General features: G+C 42.8%; 14 protein-coding genes and 2 pseudogenes. 11 read left to right on the forward strand and 5 right to left on the reverse strand.

What is annotated here, in order from left to right; all coding sequences use genetic code 11:
- Window positions 1-64: 64 nt before the first annotated feature.
- A complete protein-coding gene (locus LJF29_RS12590; RefSeq protein ID WP_229148858.1) occupies window positions 65-775 on the reverse strand; it encodes a YjjG family noncanonical pyrimidine nucleotidase in 711 nt (236 codons plus the stop codon).
- A gap of 103 nt (window positions 776-878) precedes the next feature.
- On the reverse strand, window positions 879-2,264 hold the full coding sequence (locus LJF29_RS12595) for an amino acid permease (protein ID WP_229148860.1): 1,386 nt from the start codon (window positions 2,262-2,264) through the stop codon (window positions 879-881).
- 246 nt (window positions 2,265-2,510) lie between these two features.
- Between LJF29_RS12595 and yfmT the strand changes: the two genes are divergently transcribed.
- The 9 genes and pseudogenes from yfmT (at window position 2,511) to LJF29_RS12640 (ending at window position 12,513) form a co-directional block, all read left to right on the forward strand.
- Window positions 2,511-3,968 (forward strand): benzaldehyde dehydrogenase, encoded by a 1,458-nt coding sequence (yfmT, locus tag LJF29_RS12600; RefSeq protein ID WP_151174825.1) that lies wholly within the window; start codon window positions 2,511-2,513, stop codon window positions 3,966-3,968.
- Between the two features lie 507 nt (window positions 3,969-4,475).
- Window positions 4,476-4,841, forward strand: a pseudogene (locus LJF29_RS21320) (methyl-accepting chemotaxis protein); the annotation flags it as partial.
- A gap of 134 nt (window positions 4,842-4,975) precedes the next feature.
- Window positions 4,976-6,864, forward strand: a pseudogene (locus LJF29_RS12610) (ABC-F family ATP-binding cassette domain-containing protein).
- A 124-nt stretch (window positions 6,865-6,988) separates the two neighbouring features.
- Entirely contained in the window at window positions 6,989-7,435 is a 447-nt protein-coding gene (locus tag LJF29_RS12615; RefSeq protein ID WP_229148862.1) for a YfmQ family protein, read from the forward strand.
- Window positions 7,436-7,559: 124 nt separating this feature from the next.
- Window positions 7,560-7,982 carry a MerR family transcriptional regulator gene (locus LJF29_RS12620; RefSeq protein WP_229148863.1) on the forward strand — a complete coding sequence of 141 codons (423 nt, stop codon included), beginning with the start codon at window positions 7,560-7,562 and terminating at the stop codon, window positions 7,980-7,982.
- A gap of 65 nt (window positions 7,983-8,047) precedes the next feature.
- Complete coding sequence (locus LJF29_RS12625; RefSeq protein WP_229148865.1) at window positions 8,048-9,238, forward strand: MFS transporter; 1,191 nt, start codon at window positions 8,048-8,050, stop codon at window positions 9,236-9,238.
- Between the two features lie 820 nt (window positions 9,239-10,058).
- On the forward strand, window positions 10,059-11,015 hold the full coding sequence (locus tag LJF29_RS12630) for a S8 family peptidase (RefSeq protein WP_229148866.1): 957 nt from the start codon (window positions 10,059-10,061) through the stop codon (window positions 11,013-11,015).
- Window positions 11,015-11,947 (forward strand): SAR2788 family putative toxin, encoded by a 933-nt coding sequence (locus tag LJF29_RS12635; protein ID WP_229148868.1) that lies wholly within the window; start codon window positions 11,015-11,017, stop codon window positions 11,945-11,947. The genes LJF29_RS12630 and LJF29_RS12635 overlap by 1 nt, the downstream gene beginning before the upstream one ends.
- 14 nt (window positions 11,948-11,961) lie before the next feature.
- On the forward strand, window positions 11,962-12,513 hold the full coding sequence (locus tag LJF29_RS12640; protein ID WP_229148870.1) for a hypothetical protein: 552 nt from the start codon (window positions 11,962-11,964) through the stop codon (window positions 12,511-12,513).
- 46 nt (window positions 12,514-12,559) lie between these two features.
- Here the strand turns inward: LJF29_RS12640 and LJF29_RS12645 are convergent, their stop codons facing one another.
- Window positions 12,560-14,116, reverse strand: coding sequence for an ABC-F family ATP-binding cassette domain-containing protein (locus tag LJF29_RS12645; RefSeq protein WP_229148871.1), 1,557 nt, complete (start codon window positions 14,114-14,116; stop codon window positions 12,560-12,562).
- A gap of 172 nt (window positions 14,117-14,288) precedes the next feature.
- Here LJF29_RS12645 and LJF29_RS12650 point away from each other — a divergent pair, with 172 nt between their 5' ends.
- Both LJF29_RS12650 and LJF29_RS12655 read left to right on the forward strand, forming a co-directional pair.
- Window positions 14,289-15,422, forward strand: a complete 1,134-nt coding sequence (locus LJF29_RS12650; RefSeq protein WP_229148873.1) for a DEAD/DEAH box helicase — start codon at window positions 14,289-14,291, stop codon at window positions 15,420-15,422.
- Window positions 15,423-15,490: 68 nt separating this feature from the next.
- Window positions 15,491-15,937, forward strand: a complete 447-nt coding sequence (locus LJF29_RS12655) for a GNAT family N-acetyltransferase (protein WP_229148875.1) — start codon at window positions 15,491-15,493, stop codon at window positions 15,935-15,937.
- 48 nt (window positions 15,938-15,985) lie between these two features.
- On the opposite strand, the gene LJF29_RS12660 is transcribed toward LJF29_RS12655, so the two are convergent.
- Complete coding sequence (locus LJF29_RS12660) at window positions 15,986-17,005, reverse strand: NADP-dependent oxidoreductase (RefSeq protein ID WP_229148877.1); 1,020 nt, start codon at window positions 17,003-17,005, stop codon at window positions 15,986-15,988.
- A gap of 484 nt (window positions 17,006-17,489) precedes the next feature.
- Window positions 17,490-18,710 (reverse strand): MFS transporter, encoded by a 1,221-nt coding sequence (locus LJF29_RS12665; RefSeq protein WP_229148883.1) that lies wholly within the window; start codon window positions 18,708-18,710, stop codon window positions 17,490-17,492.
- Window positions 18,711-19,042: the final 332 nt, after the last annotated feature.

Here is a 19,042-nt window from a genome sequence, read left to right on the forward strand (position 1 = left end):
ATAAGGTGAAGGATTTATCAACAGGAAAAAAGACTCCTTCTGGAAGGGAAGCAGCACTTGCCGCTTAACAGTTGATGATTGTGTTTTCGATTTTTAGAATATGATATAGCTCTTCAAGCTTACGGATGTGATACGTCGGCACAACCTCTGTTTCATTGACATTCATGCCAGGGTTAAGCCAGCACGTATCAATTCCGGCGAGCTGTCCGCCTTTGATGTCCGCTGTCAGCGAATCGCCGATGAGTAAGGTGTGCTCCGCTGAAAAATGGGGAATCCGTTCGAACACATAGTCGAAGTACTCTTTCATCGGTTTTTGAAAACCTGTGTCTTCAGAAACGAAAATGTCCTTGAAGAACGGAAATAATCCTGAATCTCTGAGACGCTTATATTGAGTTCTGGAAACGCCGTTTGTCACGATATACAAATCAAAATGCTGTTCCAGTTTTGCGATGAGATCAAAGGCCCCGTCCATAAGCTGGTGCCCTTCTTCAAGAAAGCTGCGATATTTCTGGTCTAGCAGCACTCCGTCTGCTTCATAGCCATATTCCTTGAACAAAGCGGAAAAGCGGGTGGTCATCACTTCATCGCGAGTCATGTTTCCTCCTTCAAAGGCTCTCCAGAGGCCTTGATTAATTGTTCGATAACGGGACTCCATTTCATCGGTAAGAGGAATGTTCTGATCTTCAAACAGCAGGCGCAGCGCTGATTTTTCTGCTGCTGTAAAATCCAAAATGGTATTATCTACATCAAATAATAAAGTGCGGTATGGTTTCAAGGCTTGTCTTCCTTTCTGTATGTGTACTCAAAGTATAGCACACGCCAAAACGAAAAAAGCCGGCGGATTGGACGTTTAAAATGTCCGCACCGACGGCTTATAATTATTTGTTTAATAAGCTGTGTTTTTTTGCATAAAGGAAATAAACGAGCGTTCCGACGGCGATCCAGATAACAAATGAAAGCCATGTGATGCCTGGAAGGCTGTACATAAACCAAAGGCATATTCCAGCACTGATGATCGGCACAACCGGAACGAACGGCACCCTGAAGGAGGCTTTGATTTCCGGATGTTTCTTTCTTAACACAATAACAGCGATCGAAATGACTGTAAATGCCGCAAGCGTCCCCATGTTTACAAGGTGCGCAAGTGTGCCGAGATTAATGAACCCTGCAATTCCCGCCGCGACGATTCCTGTCAGCCATGTGTTTCGGAACGGCGTTTTGAATGACGGATGAATTTTTGCGAACAAACCCGGCAATAGACCGTCTCTGCTCATGGCAAAGGTTAAACGGACCTGGGCGTACAGCAATGCGAGCATCACTGTTGTAATTCCGATGATGGCACCGACAGAAATAATTCCCGCAACCGCATCCTGGCCGACGAATTTAAGCGCAAAGGAAACCGGATCACCGACATTTAATTTGGCATAAGGCATCATCCCTGTCAAAACAAGCGATACTGTGATGTACAAAATGGTACAGACGGCCAGAGCTGAAATAATACCGATCGGCATGTTTTTTTGCGGATGCTTCACTTCTTCTGAAGCGTTGGAAACCGCGTCAAAACCGAGATACGCGAAGAAAACCGTTGCCGCGCTGACAATGACGCCTTTCATTCCAAACGGCATAAAAGGCGTCCAGTTATCAGGTTTGACATAACCGAAGCCGACAATAATGAACAATAAAATGATTCCAATTTTCATCAGCACAATCACGTTGTTGAAGCGTGTGCTTTCTTTGACGCCTCTGCTGACAATTGCAGTGATGATGAGAATAATGACCGCAGCCGGAAGGTTAAACACGGCACCCGGCGTACTTCCCGGAGCTCCTGCCAGCGCAGCCGGAATATCATAGTTGAAGCCGGCGAGCAGCGATTGAAAGTATGACGACCAGCCCGTGGCAACCGCCGACAGCGCAATGACATATTCAAGCATGAGATCCCAACCGATCAAAAAGGCGAGCAGCTCTCCAAGTGTGATATAGGAGTATGAGTACACGCTTCCCGAGATTGGTATCGAAGACGAAAACTCAGCATAACAGAAGGCGGCAAGCGCACAGGCAAGACCCGCTAAAATAAACGATAAGATCAGGGCGGGACCGGCACCGGTCGCGGCCACTGTTCCTGTAATAACGAAGATCCCAGTGCCGATGACACACCCGATACCGAGAAGTGTTAAATCAAATGCGCTTAAAGTACGAGCGAGGCTGTTGGATTGGCTCTGCGCATTTAATGTTTCAAGCGGTTTTTTTCTAAATAATGAACTCATGAAAAGTTCCTCCTGAAGATTTCAAAATATTCTAATCATTATATACATTTCTTGTTGTATTATATTGTCGAAATTTGACACAGTCAATCATATATTTTTCTGCTTTAAACGATAGAAGCTAAAAAGCGTTGTCGTATCATAATATAGTAATTTTTACAAAGAGATATTGAATTTTGCTGATGGTGAACCGATAGAAATGATAGATTGGCCATATTTTGATTTGCTGGTAAAAAGGAGATGCTGACCATGTTTCAATATGAAGAATTAAACAAACAATTTATTGGCGGAAAATGGCAGGAGGGCAGCAGCCCAAATGTATTGGAAAACAAAAATCCTTATACTCAAAAAACAATCACATCCTTTCAAAAAGCGACTGCTGATGATGTAGATGAAGCGTACCGGGCGGCGGCTTTGGCAAAGAAAAAATGGGATGCGGTCAACCCATTCGAGAAAAGAGCAATCTTAGAAAAAGCCGTTACGTATATTGAAGAGAATGAAGAAGCCATCATTTATTTGATTATGGAAGAGCTGGGCGGAACAAGGCTGAAAGCAGCTTTTGAAATCGGACTCGTGAAAAACATCATCAAAGAAGCGGCGACGTTCCCTGTCCGCATGGAAGGAAAAATCCTTCCTTCTACAATAGACGGCAAGGAAAACAGATTATATCGCGTGCCGGCAGGCGTTGTCGGTGTCATCAGTCCTTTTAACTTCCCATTCTTTTTATCTATGAAATCAGTAGCCCCGGCACTCGGAGCAGGCAATGGCGTCGTTTTGAAGCCGCACGAAGAAACACCGATTTGCGGCGGTACGCTGATTGCGAAGATTTTTGAAAATGCGGGCGTTCCGGAAGGACTGCTGAATGTTGTTGTCACTGACATCGCAGAAATCGGTGACAGCTTTGTCGAACACCCGGTGCCGCGGATCATCTCATTTACAGGCTCTACGAAAGTGGGCAGCTACATCGGCCAGCTTGCGATGAAGCACTTTAAAAAGCCGCTTCTTGAGCTGGGCGGAAACAGCGCCTTTATCGTGCTTGAAGATGCGGATATCGAATATGCAGTCAATGCGGCAGTGTTCAGCAGATTTACCCATCAAGGACAGATCTGTATGTCAGCCAATCGCGTACTGGTTCACTCATCAATTTATGATCAATTCCTTGAGCTGTATCAGGCAAAAGTGGAATCGCTGAAAGTCGGCGATCCGATGGACCCTGATACGATTATCGGACCTTTAATCAACAGCAGGCAGACTGACGGTTTAATGAAATCTGTTGAGAAAGCGATTGAAGAAGGGGCTGTTCCGGTGAAGCTAGGCGGATTTAACGGAACGATCGTGGAGCCGACCATCTTAAAAGACGTGAAACCGTTTATGAGCATTGCCAAGGAAGAGCTGTTCGGGCCAGTCGTCTCCTTCATGACATTTGATTCAGAAGACGAAGCGGTGGATATTGCAAACGATACCCCGTTTGGCTTAAGCGGAGCCGTACATACCTCCAACCTTGAACGCGGTGTGGCTTTTGCGAAACGCATTGAAACAGGCATGATTCACGTGAATGACACGACGATTAATGATGAACCGAATGTGGCATTCGGCGGTGAAAAGCAATCTGGCCTCGGCCGATTAAATGGCGAATGGAGTCTTGAAGAATTTACGACACTGAAATGGATTTCAGTTCAGCACGAAAAACGCAGCTTCCCTTACTAATAAAAGGAGTGATTGGAATTGAGCATAAGAACGGAAAATGAAACAGCAGATCTTCTAGACGCATTTGTAAAAGTAGCCCCTTATTTAAACAGCCTGGTTCAGGATGATATTACAATCGGCATTTATGATACGGAGAAATTGCTGGTCAATATTCCGGCAAAAACCTTCTCCCTTAACGTAAAAGCCGGAGATCCGCTGCAAGAAGGAGATATCATCACAGACGCGATCCGCAGCAATCAGAAAAAAACGAGCATGGTGCCGAAGGAATTGTTCGGTTTCCCATTGATCGCACGCGCCATCCCGCTTCATGACCAGAACGGAAGAGTGATTGGAGGAGTGGGCCTCGGCACGAGCCTTGAGGAGTCCTCTAAGCTTCATGATGTAGCGGAAAGCTTATCGGCTGTCGTTGAACAAACGGCTGCGGCCATTTCCGATATTTCTGACTCCATTAACGGATTCTCATCGCAAATGTCGGGCATTTCCTCACAAGCGAAAAAGGTAAGCGAAAGCGCGGGAGAAATCGCCGATATTTCAGTAACCGTGAAAGGCATTTCTGATCAGAGCAATCTTCTCGGTTTAAATGCTGCGATTGAAGCGGCACGAGCGGGAGAGTCCGGAAAAGGCTTTTCTGTCGTAGCAGATGAAATCAGAAAGCTTGCGACGCATTCGAAAGAAAATGTCGGCCAGATCGATCAGATCACGAAAAAAATCCACAGCCTGTTAAAAGGGCTAGAAGAATCGATTGAATCGATTAATCAGCATACTGACGGACAAGCTGCGGCTGTTGAACAGATTTCCGCCACGATGCAGGAGATCTCAGGCAGTGCGCAGCATCTCGCTAAAATGGCAGAAAAAGCGCTTGAAGAAGAGTAAGAGACTGGGGACAGAGTCCCCGGTCTTTTTTTCTGTCCGGTATTTCCATGAAATTTGTCTGCTCTTTTACTAGTTTTATTCCAACGGCTGATTTAAAATGTACACATGAACTTACGTGAGGATTGATAGGAACCATGAGCATATTAAAAGCGGAGAACCTTTACAAAACATACGGAGATAAGACGTTATTTGACCATATCTCCTTTCATATTGAAGAGAATGAGAGAATCGGATTAATCGGGCCGAACGGCACCGGAAAATCAACGCTGCTGAAAGTGATTGCCGGCTTGGAATCTGTTGAAGAAGGCGACATCGCCAAATCCGGCAGCGTGCATGTTGAATTTCTTCATCAGGACCCGCAGCTGCCTGCTGGACAAACTATTCTGGAGCATATTTATTCCGGCGAATCGGCTGTCATGAGAACGCTCCGTGAATACGAAAAGGCGCTCTATGAGCTGGGAGAAGACCCGGAAGATGAAAAACGCCAGAAACACCTGCTGGCGGCGCAGGCGAAAATGGATGCAAACAACGCGTGGGATGCGATACCTTGGCGAAAACGGTGTTATCGAAGCTGGGAGTAACTGACGTGACAAAGCCTGTGAACGAGCTCTCAGGCGGACAGAAAAAACGGGTGGCGATTGCGAAAAACTTAATTCAACCCGCTGATCTTCTGATTTTAGACGAGCCGACGAACCATTTGGATAATGAAACGATTGAATGGCTTGAAGGGTATTTGGCGCAATATCCAGGCGCCGTCATGCTGGTAACGCACGACAGGTACTTCTTAAACCGCGTGACAAACCGCATTTATGAGCTTGAACGGGGCAGTCTTTATACCTACAAAGGCAACTATGAAGTCTTTTTGGAAAAGCGCGCGGAACGGGAAGCGCAGGCTGAGCAAAAAGAAACGAAGCGGCAAAATCTGCTGCGCCGTGAACTGGCCTGGCTCAGACGCGGAGCGAAAGCACGCTCCACAAAACAAAAGGCGAGAATCGGCAGGGTAGAGTCGCTTAAGGAGCAGAAAGGCCCTCAGTCAGCCGGATCGCTCGACTTTGCGATTGGCTCCCACCGCCTTGGAAAGCAAGTAATCGAAGCGGAGAACGTGATGATCGCTTACGGAGGAAACGTACTCGTCGATCGATTCAATGAACTGGTCATACCGGGTGAACGAATTGGGATCATCGGGCCGAACGGCATCGGAAAAACAACGCTGTTAAACAGCCTTGCCGGACGAATCACTCCTGACGGCGGCCATATTACGATCGGCCAGACAGTACGAATCGGCTACTATACCCAGGATCACAGTGAAATGAACGGTGAGCTGAAGGTGATTGAATATATGAAAGAAACAGCGGAAGTCGTGAAAACAGAGGACGGCGATATCGTCACCGCTGAACAAATGCTTGAGCGCTTCCTCTTCCCGCGCTCCATGCAGCAAACCTATATCCGCAAGCTGTCCGGCGGAGAAAAGCGGCGCTTATACTTGCTTCAGGTTCTAATGCAGGAGCCGAATGTGCTGTTTCTCGATGAGCCGACAAACGACTTGGATACAGAAACGTTAAGCGTGCTTGAGGATTATATTGAACAGTTCCCTGGCGTTGTCATCACCGTATCCCATGACCGCTACTTCCTTGACCGCGTCGTAGACCGTTTGATTGTATTTGAAGGGAATGGTGTGATTTCTCGCTTCCAAGGCTCCTACAGTGACTATATGGAGCAGGCCAAAGCAAGAAAAATGGCTGAAAAACCCGCAGCTGAAGTCAAAACAGCTGAAGCGGAACCGAAGAAAAAACGGAAAAAGCTTTCTTACAAAGATCAGCTTGAGTGGGACGGCATTGAAGATAAAATTGCCGAGCTTGAAGAAAAGCATGAACAGCTCGAAGCGGATATCGCCGCGGCGGGCAGTGATTTCGAGAAAATTCAAGAGCTGATGGCCGAGCAGGCAAAAACAGCGGAAGAGCTTGAGGCAGCGATGGATCGCTGGACAGAATTGTCCCTTATGATAGAAGAGCTGGAAAGCTAAAAAAGTGCGGCCTGCTGCAGGCCGCACTTTTTTTCACATAATGTACAAAAACGAAACGGCCAGCTTATGATAGGATGGAATTGTGTGTCAGCGGCACATGGAAAACTAATGGAGATGATGAAGTATGACATGGGCTATCGTGATGTTAATCCTCATGAGTCTGGTGAAAATCGTATTAACCTGCCTTCCAACAGGCGTCATAGAATGGCTGCTCAGCAAATTCGAAGTTCACGCCAAGCTGAACGACGAAGATGCTGTTCTCTCTATAGATGGAAAACGTCTCGAGGGTGAAGAAAAAAGGAACATGATTGATCAATTTAACGAAGCTGTCTTCCTGGAAAAATATTATATTTATCCAGGCGACGAAGAGCGTTATTTATACCCTGAAAACGGCGGAACACCTCTCGTGATAGATACGAAAAAAGGCAAAAAAGATGTAAAGCTGTTTGTGTACAGCTACGATGACCACATCGATGTCGTGAAACAGTACAAGAATAAGGTTATCGCGTATCGACTGCTTTCTGAAAGCATGCAAAAGCAGTCTTTGTCAGTGACAGGGAGCTTAGCTTAAAATAGGCTAATGAAGGACGGGTGCTTTACGTACTCGTCTTTTTTATTGCATTTCAAAACTTAACGTTTACGTTAAGGTGTAAAAGGTGTATAATGGTTACAGAAACGGCGAAGGGGGATTTACCTTGGAATGGATGAAGATTGATCAAGTTGCCAAAAGAAGCGGGCTGACAAAGCGGACCATTCGGTTTTATGAAGAAATCGGCTTAATTCCAGCGCCGAAACGGACGGAAGGCGGCGTTAGACTTTATTCAGAGGATGATATGGAGGAGCTTGAGAAAGTGATCAGCACAAAGGAAGTGCTTGGCTTTTCCCTTCAGGAGCTTCAGCATTTCATGGAAACCAGCCGCCAGCTAGAGTTAAACAAAGAGGGGTATTTGTTGTCACTGGATCCAAAGGAACGGAAAGAGAAACTGGAGGAAATTCAGGAAACGCTGAATCACCAGCTGAATTTGATTGATGAAAAAATCCGCACATTCCAAAGCTTTAAGGAACGTCTGCACGGCATGAAAGATAAAGCGGAGCGTGCCATTCAATCAATCGAATGAAAAGTTTGCCAAACGCTATTTTTGTAGCGTTTCTTTTAATGGAATAAAGATGGAGGTCAGGTCAAATGGATAAGACAAAACAAGTAAATCAGAAAACGGGCTTGCTCAGTCAGCCGAAAGCTGTATGGGCTGTCGCGTTTGCCTGTGTGATTTCCTTTATGGGAATCGGGCTGGTCGATCCTATTCTTCCGGCGATTGCCGCACAATTACATGCTTCACCTAGTGAAGTATCACTCTTATTTACAAGTTATTTGCTCGTTACCGGATTTATGATGTTTTTCTCAGGAGCCATTTCCAGCAGGATCGGCGCAAAATGGACGTTAATTCTCGGACTTATTTTTATTATTATCTTTGCAGCGCTTGGCGGAAGTTCAAGCTCAATTGCTCAGCTTGTTGGCTATCGCGGCGGCTGGGGACTAGGTAATGCTTTATTTATTTCAACAGCGCTTGCGGTCATTGTCGGCGTTTCTGTCGGCGGCAGCGCTCAAGCAATTATTTTGTATGAGGCAGCGCTCGGACTCGGGATTTCAGTCGGACCGCTTGCAGGCGGAGAGCTTGGAAGCATCTCATGGCGCGCGCCGTTCTTCGGGGTATCGGTCCTGATGTTTATTGCGTTAATCGCGATTTCTTTCATGCTGCCGAAATTGCCGAAACCGGCGAAACGCGTTGGGGTATTTGACGCCATGAAGGCACTCAAATATAAAGGCCTGCTGACAATGGCGGTATCGGCTTTCTTATACAACTTTGGATTTTTTATTTTGCTCGCTTATTCTCCGTTCGTTTTGGATTTAGATGAGCACGGCCTTGGATATGTCTTCTTCGGCTGGGGCCTTCTGCTGGCCATTACATCAGTCTTTACCGCGCCGCTCGTGCACAAAGCGCTGGGCACAGTGCATTCCTTGGTTGTTCTCTTTATCGCCTTTGCGGTCATTCTCATCATCATGGGGATCTGGACAGACCATCAGACTTTGATTATTACATGTATCGTTGTCGCTGGTGCTGTCCTTGGTATGGTCAACACGATCATGACAACCGCTGTGATGGGGGCTGCGCCTGTTGAACGATCAATCGCGTCTTCAGCCTACAGCTCAGTCCGCTTCATCGGCGGCGCGCTCGCTCCATGGATTGCGGGAATGCTGTCAGAACACTTCACCGCAAGCACGCCGTATACAGTTGGCGGGATCGTCGTTTTTGTCGGCATGCTTGTCCTTCTCATGGGACGTAAACATCTTGCTGGAATTAAGGCGGGGCATTAAAAAGGAATAGTTATTCCTGTCAAGTAGACAGGAATAAAAAGGTTTTAAACGACCTGAGTCCTATATGTACATGGGCTCAGGTTATTTAATTTCTATTGGGATCACGATATTATAGAAACGAAAGTACCTTTTACACGTCTGAAACTATTGCTTCCTTTCAGTTTCCGAGGGCATCGTTCAGGATATTTTTAATCCTGGTCTTCTCCGAAAAGGCATTCCAATCTTTCTGCCGCTTATAAAAGCCACCTCTTGAGATTTTCGACCTCGCATATTCCCCAGCGGCCATCTCTTGTATAATGCTAAAATCTCACACCCTCCAGTATCGTCTCCATTCCCCCGTTTACTGTTTAATAGCTTTTTTAAGGCTTGATCTTTTCCCATGGAACTTCAGGATTTACCTACAGGTCTTGCCTTAGGGGATCCTTGGCTTACCTCTTCTTTCCTCTAAAGCAACTTTTACCTAACACAGCCCATGGAGGCATTGAATTCCTGCGACGATGTTTGTACCTTTCTCTTCATTCAAAATCTCTGTGCTAATCTTTCTCTTAAACGATGATTTTCACCATAAGGTTATATCCTTTTTATTAAAAACACATTAAAAGATTTTTAAATCAATCTATCTGAAGAAGAGAATTATATCGATCGTGAGGTTCTTTTTAAATTTTATAACAAGAGAACGTTTTGTTGGTTTAATGAGTCTATTTGACTATTTTCTTCTTTTGTTTTTTTATATTTATGGGAAATATATATTGAGGGAGATTACATTTTGTAGTAGAATACTATTGGAAAAAGGAGGTGTAATTAACTGAAAAGATATATCTTGATTTTTATTTCCATATTATCCATTATAATATTACTTTTTTTCGTTGATTTAAATCAATCCCAAGGGAGTAAAGAGCTAAGAAAAAAGGGGCAAGAATCAAAAGAATATAAGACTCACCAAGTCGAGTCTTGGGGATTAAGGCTAATTGGGAAGAATAAAAAAATAGAGAAAAAATCCAACATATCTATAGCCATTCTTGATAGTGGAATAGATTCAAATCATGAAGATTTAAAAGGTGTAGTAAAGAAAGAATATAATGCTCTTGAACCTAGTGAAGGTGTTATCGAGGATAAGTTTGGCCACGGAACTGCAGTAGCTGGAATCATAGCTTCTAATGATAATAAGATTGGTACATTAGGAATAGCTCCCTATGCAGATATTTATTCGGTCAAAGTATTGGATGATAAAGGACGAGGTAGCGCTGAGTCTATTGTTAAAGGGATTGAATGGTCAATAGATAATAATGTAGATATTGTTAACATTAGTGTTGGATTGAAAAAAAGTGATCAAAATTTAAAAAGAGTTATAGATGAGGCTAACGAAAAGGGAGTTATTGTAGTAGCTGCTGCTGGAAATAATTATGGATTAAATGCTGATTATCCTGCAAGATATCAAAATGTAATTTCAGTTGGAGCTATAAATAAAAAAATGAAAAGAGCAAAATACTCTGCAAGGGGAAAAATAGATTTTGTTGCTCCAGGTGAAGATTTACATACAACTTCTCCTAAAAATAAATATACTAATGTTAGTGGCACTTCTATGGCAACTCCATTTGTTAGTGGAACTGTTGCAAACATAATAATGGAGGAGCCAGATAAATATAACAAAAATAAAAGTAGATATTCTAGGATTTATAATAAATTAAAAGAGTACTCAACATATAATTTTTCTAAATATTCAGATATAAAATCCTTAGGAAATGGAGTTATAAGTTTTAAAGAAGGAGATAAATAATGAAAAAATCATTAAAAATAATAGCTGTTTTACTAGTCTTTGCTATAATTATATCAATCATTCCAGAGAAGAATGTTGCAAGTGCGAATGATGAGAATGCAATTGAGGTTACTAATGAGGACTTACAAAAAGCTTTAGAAAACGATGGAGATATTGTTGATCCTGATTCAGTTGAGATAGTTGAAAATAACAAGGATACTATCAAAGCAGAAGTCAAAGTGCAATCAGACGAATTTGAAATAGATGAAGACATGGTTGGAAGTGATACAGAATCATTAACTGATGAAGATTTAGAAGAAAGTTATTCTGAAACAGTAACTGCAGAAGTTGATAAAGAGGATGCTACAGCTATTGTAACTTCTGTAGAAAAAGATGAAAATGGCAAAGATATCGAAAAAAAATATGAAGTGGATATCGAAGAGGCCAACGGCAACGATATTGTGGCTACTTTCAGAGATATTGATACTGATCAGGTTTATAATGTAAATACTAAAGAAGCACAAGCATCTTTTGCTTTTTTAGCACCTATTGCAGTTGTAGTAGGCGGAGCTTTAGTTGAGCATTTAGTAGCAGCATCCCTGGCAATGGTTATAGCAGGAGTTACTTATACTGTTTATTCTGAAGTATCCAAAAAAATCAAAAAACAAAAGAAGTATTATCATTATGCCGCAACATTAAATAAAGGGAATGGTAAATTATATATAGGTCCTGCACTTTCACAAACTCAAGCAGTAAAAAGACTCAAATCAGGTGATGTTTACTCACTCTCAAAATCTAAGGCTTACACTGTTGCTAAGAAAGCTGGACATGGAAAAAAGCCGGTAGGACCGGAGAATCATCGTATCAATCCAAAAACGGGAAAGAAAAGAAAAGGAGATTATTATTGGCATTATCATGCCTATAAAAGAAAGGGCGGACACTCATTTTATTAAATTGAGGTGTAAGTATGAAAGAACTTGATAAAAAAAGGTATGAAAGTTTACATAAAAGGTTTATAAAGAGGAACTTTCCCTTATCACATACACTTGAAGAAATATGTACTGTCTTAAAACAAAAATATAATGCTTGTGAATTTGATAAAGTAAAGGTATCTGATTTAAGAAATGATCCAATGGTTCATTATAAAAGCATATCAAAGTGCTTAGAGATAACCGACTTAAATGTGTTAAGAGATTTGAGAACAAGAGAAGAACAGATAGAATTAGAAGAAATGCTGCCGATTCTTGAAGAAGACCCTGTAGAAAGAAATCTTTATGACAGTGAAGAGGAATATCAAACAGCTTTATTATGGGATGATATCCAAAAAGGAGAAAGAGTTCATATTATACTAGAGAGTAAGAATGGTAAAGAAATCAGTAATATTACATTTCAAGGAATGTACGAGAGGTTAGAAAAGGAATTGTCTGTTTTAATAGGTGTCAAAAAGAAGGATGCATCGATTGAAAAAGAAGATTTTCGTGACTTCTTGGATCTATTGGCAGAATTACAATACATCTAAATACATTTAAAAACCCGCCTGGTGAAGGGCGGGTTTTTTCGTAACATTAAAGCACTTTCGTCGTCCAAGACTCGCAGTTCCATGTTTCTGTCGCGATGTCCATATAGAAATCAGACTCGTGAGAAATAAGAAGAATGGAGCCTTTGTATTCTTTGAGGGCGCGCTTGAGTTCTTCCTTGGCGTCAACATCCAAGTGGTTTGTCGGCTCATCGAGCACCAGCAGGTTGGTTTCCGAATTGATTAGCTTGCACAGTCTGACCTTCGCTTTTTCGCCTCCGCTTAAGACAGAGACGCGGCTTTCGATATGCTTTGTCGTCAGTCCGCATTTTGCCAAAGCGGCGCGGATTTCATACTGGGTATACGAAGGGAATTCGCTCCAAACTTCTTCAATACACGTATTGTTGTTTGTTTCCTTGACCTCTTGCTCGAAATAGCCGGTAAAGAGGTGCTCGCCTCGCTCAACAGAGCCTTCGAGCGGCTGAATCTCACCAAGCAGGCTTTTCAGCAATGTCGTTTTCCCAATCCCGTTTGCGCCGTAGAGGGCAATTTTTTGGCCGCGCTCCATGCGGAGGTTCAGCGGACGGGAGAGCGGGGAATCGTAACCGATCACGAGATCCTTCGTTTCGAAAATCAGCTTGCCTGACGTTCTCGCCGGCTTGAAGTGGAATTCCGGTTTTGGCTTTTCTGCCGCAAGCTCGATCATATCCATCTTATCGAGTTTCTTTTGGCGGGACATCGCCATGTTTCTCGTGCTGACGCGGGCTTTGTTGCGGGCAACAAAATCCTTCAGCTCTGCGACTTCCTGCTGCTGCTTTTTGTAGGCCGCTTCAAGCTGCTGTTTCTTCACCTCGTAGACTTCCATAAACTGATGATAGTCACCAACGTAGCGTGTCAGCTCCTGATTTTCTACATGATAAATCAGGTTGATGACACTGTTTAAGAACGGAATGTCATGGGAAATCAAGATGAACGCATTCTCGTACTCCTGAAGGTAGCGTTTCAGCCATTCGATATGCTGCTCATCAAGGTAGTTGGTCGGCTCATCGAGAAGCAGGATTTCCGGTTTTTCCAGAAGCAGCTTGGCGAGAAGCACTTTTGTGCGCTGCCCCCCGCTCAGATCAGTAACGTCACGGTCAAGTCCAATATCACTCAAGCCAAGTCCGCGGGCGATTTCTTCTACCTTGGAATCAATCACATAAAAATCATTATTTGTCAGCGCGTCTTGAATCACACCGACGTCTTCAAGAAGCTTTTCAAGCTCGTCAGGATCAGCTTCACCCATTTTGTTATAAATCTCATTCATTTCTTCTTCCATTGCAAATAAGTAATGGAATGCGTCTTTCAGCACATCACGGATGGATTTTCCTTTTTCCAGCACGGTATGCTGATCCAGATAGCCGACACGGACATTTTTTGACCATTCGACTTTTCCTTCATCAGGTTCAAGCTTTCCGGTAATAATATTCATGAAGGTCGATTTTCCTTCACCGTTTGCGCCGATCAGACCGACGTGCTCGCCTTTTAAAAGACGGAAAGATACATTATTAAAAATGGCCCGGTCACCGAAGCCGTGGCTTAAGTCCTTTACAGATAAAATACTCATGTTTACACCTCTATCGTTATCAAACACGCACAATCGGCGTGTAATATTCACCCTTTTGATTATAAAGGAGGAAGGCGATTGTTGAAAGGCATAGGAAAGAAAAAGAAAAATTGCGTTCCGCGCGCTGTTTTGAGATACTATGGAATAGATTTTAAGAATCGAGGAGAACAAAATGACGCAAACTTGGCCATTTTTACATAATGCACAATCATTTATCAAAGAAAATTGGAACGCTTCAGGCTTCCAAGAGCCGACTCCTGTACAGGAGCAGGCAGCCGAACTCATCATGGAAGGTAAGGATGTCATCGCTGAATCGCCGACAGGAACGGGGAAGACGCTTGCCTACGCACTGCCGGTATTGGAGCGCATCAAACCTGATCAGAAGCATCCGCAGGCTGTGATTTTAGCACCTTCACGTGAGCTGGTGATGCAGATTTTTCAGGTGATCCAGGACTGGAAAATGGGATCAGAATTACGTGCAGTTTCCTTAATCGGCGGGGCGAATGTGAAGAAGCAGGTCGAAAAGCTGAAGAAAAATCATCCGCATTTGATCGTCGGGACGCCGGGCAGGGTGTTTGAGCTGATTCAAGCGAAAAAGCTCAAGATGCATGAAGTAAAAACGATCGTACTTGATGAAACCGATCAGCTTGTTCTGCCGGAGCATCGTGAAACGATCAAGCAAATCATTAAAACGACATTAAGAGACCGCCAGCTTCTTTGTTTTTCTGCCACACTGAAGAAAGAAACAGAAGATGTGCTCCGCGACATGACGAAAGAGCCTGAGGTTCTGAAGGTAGAACGCAGCAAGGCGGAAGCGGGAAAAGTGAAGCATCAATACATCATCTGTGACCAGCGCGACAAAGTGAAGCTGCTGCAAAAGCTTTCAAGGCTTCAAGGCATGCAGGCGCTTGTGTTTGTGAGAGATATCGGCAACCTGAGTGTGTACGCGGAAAAGCTGGCGTACCATCATGTCGACCTTGGCATCCTTCACAGTGAGGCGAAAAAAATGGAGCGTGCGAAAATCATTAAAGCGTTTGAGCAGGGCGAGTTCCCGCTGCTTTTGGCAACTGACATTGCCGCGCGCGGTTTGGATATTGAAAACCTGCCGTATGTGATCCACGCCGATATTCCTGATGAAGACAGCTATGTTCACAGATCAGGGAGAACAGGCCGTGCCGGAAAAGAGGGCAACGTGCTGAGTCTCGTTACAAAACTGGAGGAATCAAAGCTGAAGAAAATGGCGAAGAAGCTTGGCGTGGAGGTGAGTGAAGCTGTGTATGCCGGCGGAAAATTGAAGACGAAATAAAAAGGAGGGCAAAAGCCCTTCTTTTTTGTTGTAAAATAATAGAAAAGGTTTCGCGCGGGGGTGGGAAGATGGTTTCAATAGACAGATTTCAAGTAGTGAAGGAGCCAGAGCTGAAAATCCTTGAACACTGGTTTGAACATGAAGATACCAGGCGGAGAATGGATGGCATGCTGCCATTAGATGAGTGGTATGCACGGGTAAATAAAGATGAACAGGATACTGTCATCATGGCATATGATGGACAGCTGCCAGCAGGGATGGCCGTTATTGAGTTCGGGGAGGAGCGGACGTATATTGGATTGATCGTTAATCCTATGTACCGGCTTCAAGGGTACGGAAAACGGATATTGCAAAAACTGCTGACCGAACCTGATTTTACTAGCGTGCGGGAATGGGTGGCATGCATTGAAGAAGACAATCAAATCAGTTTAGCTTGCTTTCAAGCAGCAGGTTTCACTTTGGAGGATACGGAACCAGATGAAGATGGTTTTCTTACGCTAATTTTTCGTAGCTGACCTCATATAAACCCAAAAGGAGGGCAAAAAGCCCTCCCATTTTCATCTTCAGCTCGGATCGCTGACCTTGATCAGCTGTTTTCCTTTATTTTCTCCCTTAAATAAGCCGAGAAACGCGTCAGGAATGTTTTCGAAGCCTTCAGTGATGGTTTCCTCATAATGTAGCTTTCCATCTCTCAGCCATTCCGCCAGCTGTTTTGCGCCTTCAGGAAAACGGTCGGCGTAGTCGCTTACGATAAACCCTTGCATCAGCGCCTTCGTTTTGATTAGCTTGGATTGGACGCGAGGGCCCATGTCATCCGCTTCGTTTTCCGCGTTGTAGGAAGAAATGGCACCGCACACCGGAATGCGTGCAAACTCATTAAGGAGGTTCATGACAGCGTCTGAAATCGGTCCGCCTACATTGTCAAAATACACATCGACACCGTCAGGACAAGCGTCAGCGAGCGCTTTTTGAATATCATCTGCGGTTTTGTAATTAATCGCTTCGTCAAAATGCAGTTCATTCTTTAAGTAGTCAATTTTATCATCAGAGCCTGCGATACCGACGACGTGTGCGCCTTTGATTTTGGCGATCTGTCCGACAGCGGAACCGACAGCCCCTGCAGCTCCGGAGACAACCACGGTTTCGCCTTCCTTCGGGCGGCCGATGTCCAGCAATCCAAAGTATGCCGTCAAGCCGGTCATTCCCAAAATGCCGAGATAGGCCGAAGCGGGAGCAAGGCTTGTATCAATTTTTCGTAAGGCAGACTCGCTTACCGCAGAAAATTCTTGCCAGCTGAGGTTTCCGATGACGATATCGCCTTTTTTCAGATGATTCCCGGCTGATATAACTTCAGCGATGACCCCGCCAGAAAGCGCTTCATTCAAGGCGAACGGCTCAACATATGACTTCGTATCCTGCATACGGCCGCGCATATAAGGGTCAACCGATACATAAAGCGTTTTGACAAGCACTTCCCCTTGCTTCGGTTCAGGAACCGGAATGGTTTCAAAGCGAAAGTCTTCATGAACGGGAACACCTTGCGGACGTCTTGCTAATTGAATTTGCTGCTGAGATGCTTTCATTTTCATCCTCCTATCACTTGGTTGACACCACTGTAACATGGACAGAAGAGGAATTACAAAAGGTATGCTGGCATACAAAAAAGGTTATAGAGGAACTTATGCTTTCTACAAGCTCTTTTGTTTTTAAAAAGTTGTCTTTAGTCATTTATCATTATTAGAAAACAGAACAGAAAAAGAGCTTGTGTACACCTAGCTAAGATTAGCTAGTGTGTATGTCGATTCTTCTTCATATTCTTGCAAGCATCTGCGAGGGGGGAGCTTAGTCGTTCACATTTTGCTTTCCCATCAATCTGCCATAGCAAAGTCTATGCAATTGTTTTGCTTCTGCAAAGCTTTTCTCAATTTTTTCACTTTTATGCTGAGTTTTTCTGAAACAGACAATCGATTGTAATCGACCATTTTCTTTTGGGCAATTAAGTAATGTTTACTTTTTAATAAAACCGCGAAAAAGCAAACGAAAACATAATTAAATTTTAGATATTTATTAAAAGCTAATATGTTTATTTACCTTTTTCTTGAATTGCAATTGAGAAAATCCATATATTGCGGACACTAATAAAAGAATACCTGCTGAAACATAAACTAAACGAACTCCAAGGAAATCTGAAATAGCCCCTATAGCCAGAATTGAAAACATAAAAATGAACTGTACTAAAGAAGACCTTGCAGACATTATATTAATTCGAGTTTGCTCGGTTGTTATGTTCTGAATAAATGTTTCTTGTGTAAGATCTCTTAATATATAAGCCGGCCCCATAAAGAGAACCAATATTAGAGCTAAGTACGAATTACTTATAAATCCATATATTAAAGTTAAACTTCCATATGAGACAGCACCAATTAACATAAAATTAATTAACTTATTTTGAAATCTCTCCGACAGCTTATATATTATAAATCCCCCTATCATCGAACCTAAATAGTATGCTCCATTAATAAATCCCCACCATGATTCTCCTTTATGCAAGACTTCGTTAACGAAAGCTAAAGAGACAGAACCTATCCAAATCATTCCTGCCCATGACTCAATTAAATCCATAATAATAATTGTTCTAAGTTTCTTTTGGCTAAATAAATACCGCCAATCACTTACTATACTCTTATTGGGAGAATTTTTTTCGCGTATGACAGGATTAGCGTGGCCGTGTGGTAGACAAAATAAAAGAGAAATAAGAGATGTAAACAACAAAAAGGTAGTAAGTATAATGGTATATCCCTCACCTAAAAATGCAATTATGAGACCACCTAAAGACCAGCCTACAAATTGAAAAGTTTGGTCCACTGTAGATAATAATCCATTTGCCTTTACTCTTTTATCAGGAGAGATTATTTCCCCTATAATTGCACTTTTTAAAGGTGAGAACCATCCATTAAAAAAGGAAATACAGCTAATAATAATAAAGACTAAAATGAGAGTTTGATTAGAGTAAGTTCTTAATAAAGAAAAGAACAAACATATTAACAACAGCATTTGTATCAATTGAGAAATAATTATTGTAAGATGCAGTTTTAATCGAATTGTTATTAACGGTAATATAGCACTTCCAAAAATACGAAAAATAATACTTATTAATGTCACCATAGAGGCGATGGTTGTCGAATTGGTCATTTTAAACAAAAACGAAATCACTACCATAGTATATAGAGAAAAACCTAAATTTGTAGTGGTCTGGCTAAATAAAATAGAATAATAACCTTTACTCATATGTATCCTCCCTTGGAATAACTTTTCTCGGTAAAGAGCTTAAACATATTTAAACACCTTAAAACAACAAAAGTAAAGAAAAAATCTCCTTGTAAACTATTTACTTTTATTCTATTTATTGTTATTGTTTATTTAAGTTCTCTGACTATTCTATCAATAGGGTGGGGAACCACATATCTTATTAAAGGGGGGGATACCATGAAAAAATTAAGAAAAAACTGGAGAAAATCGATTGTTAGCCCGGTTCTTTATACTAATGAAAAATGGTAAACACTTAGGGAATAGCATTTAAATGCTATTCCTTATTTCAACAAACAAATCGGGAGGTTATC

Origin of the sequence: Bacillus sp. LBG-1-113 (genome assembly GCF_020708615.1) — a bacterium.
Classification (GTDB): domain Bacteria; phylum Bacillota; class Bacilli; order Bacillales; family Bacillaceae; genus Bacillus; species Bacillus mojavensis.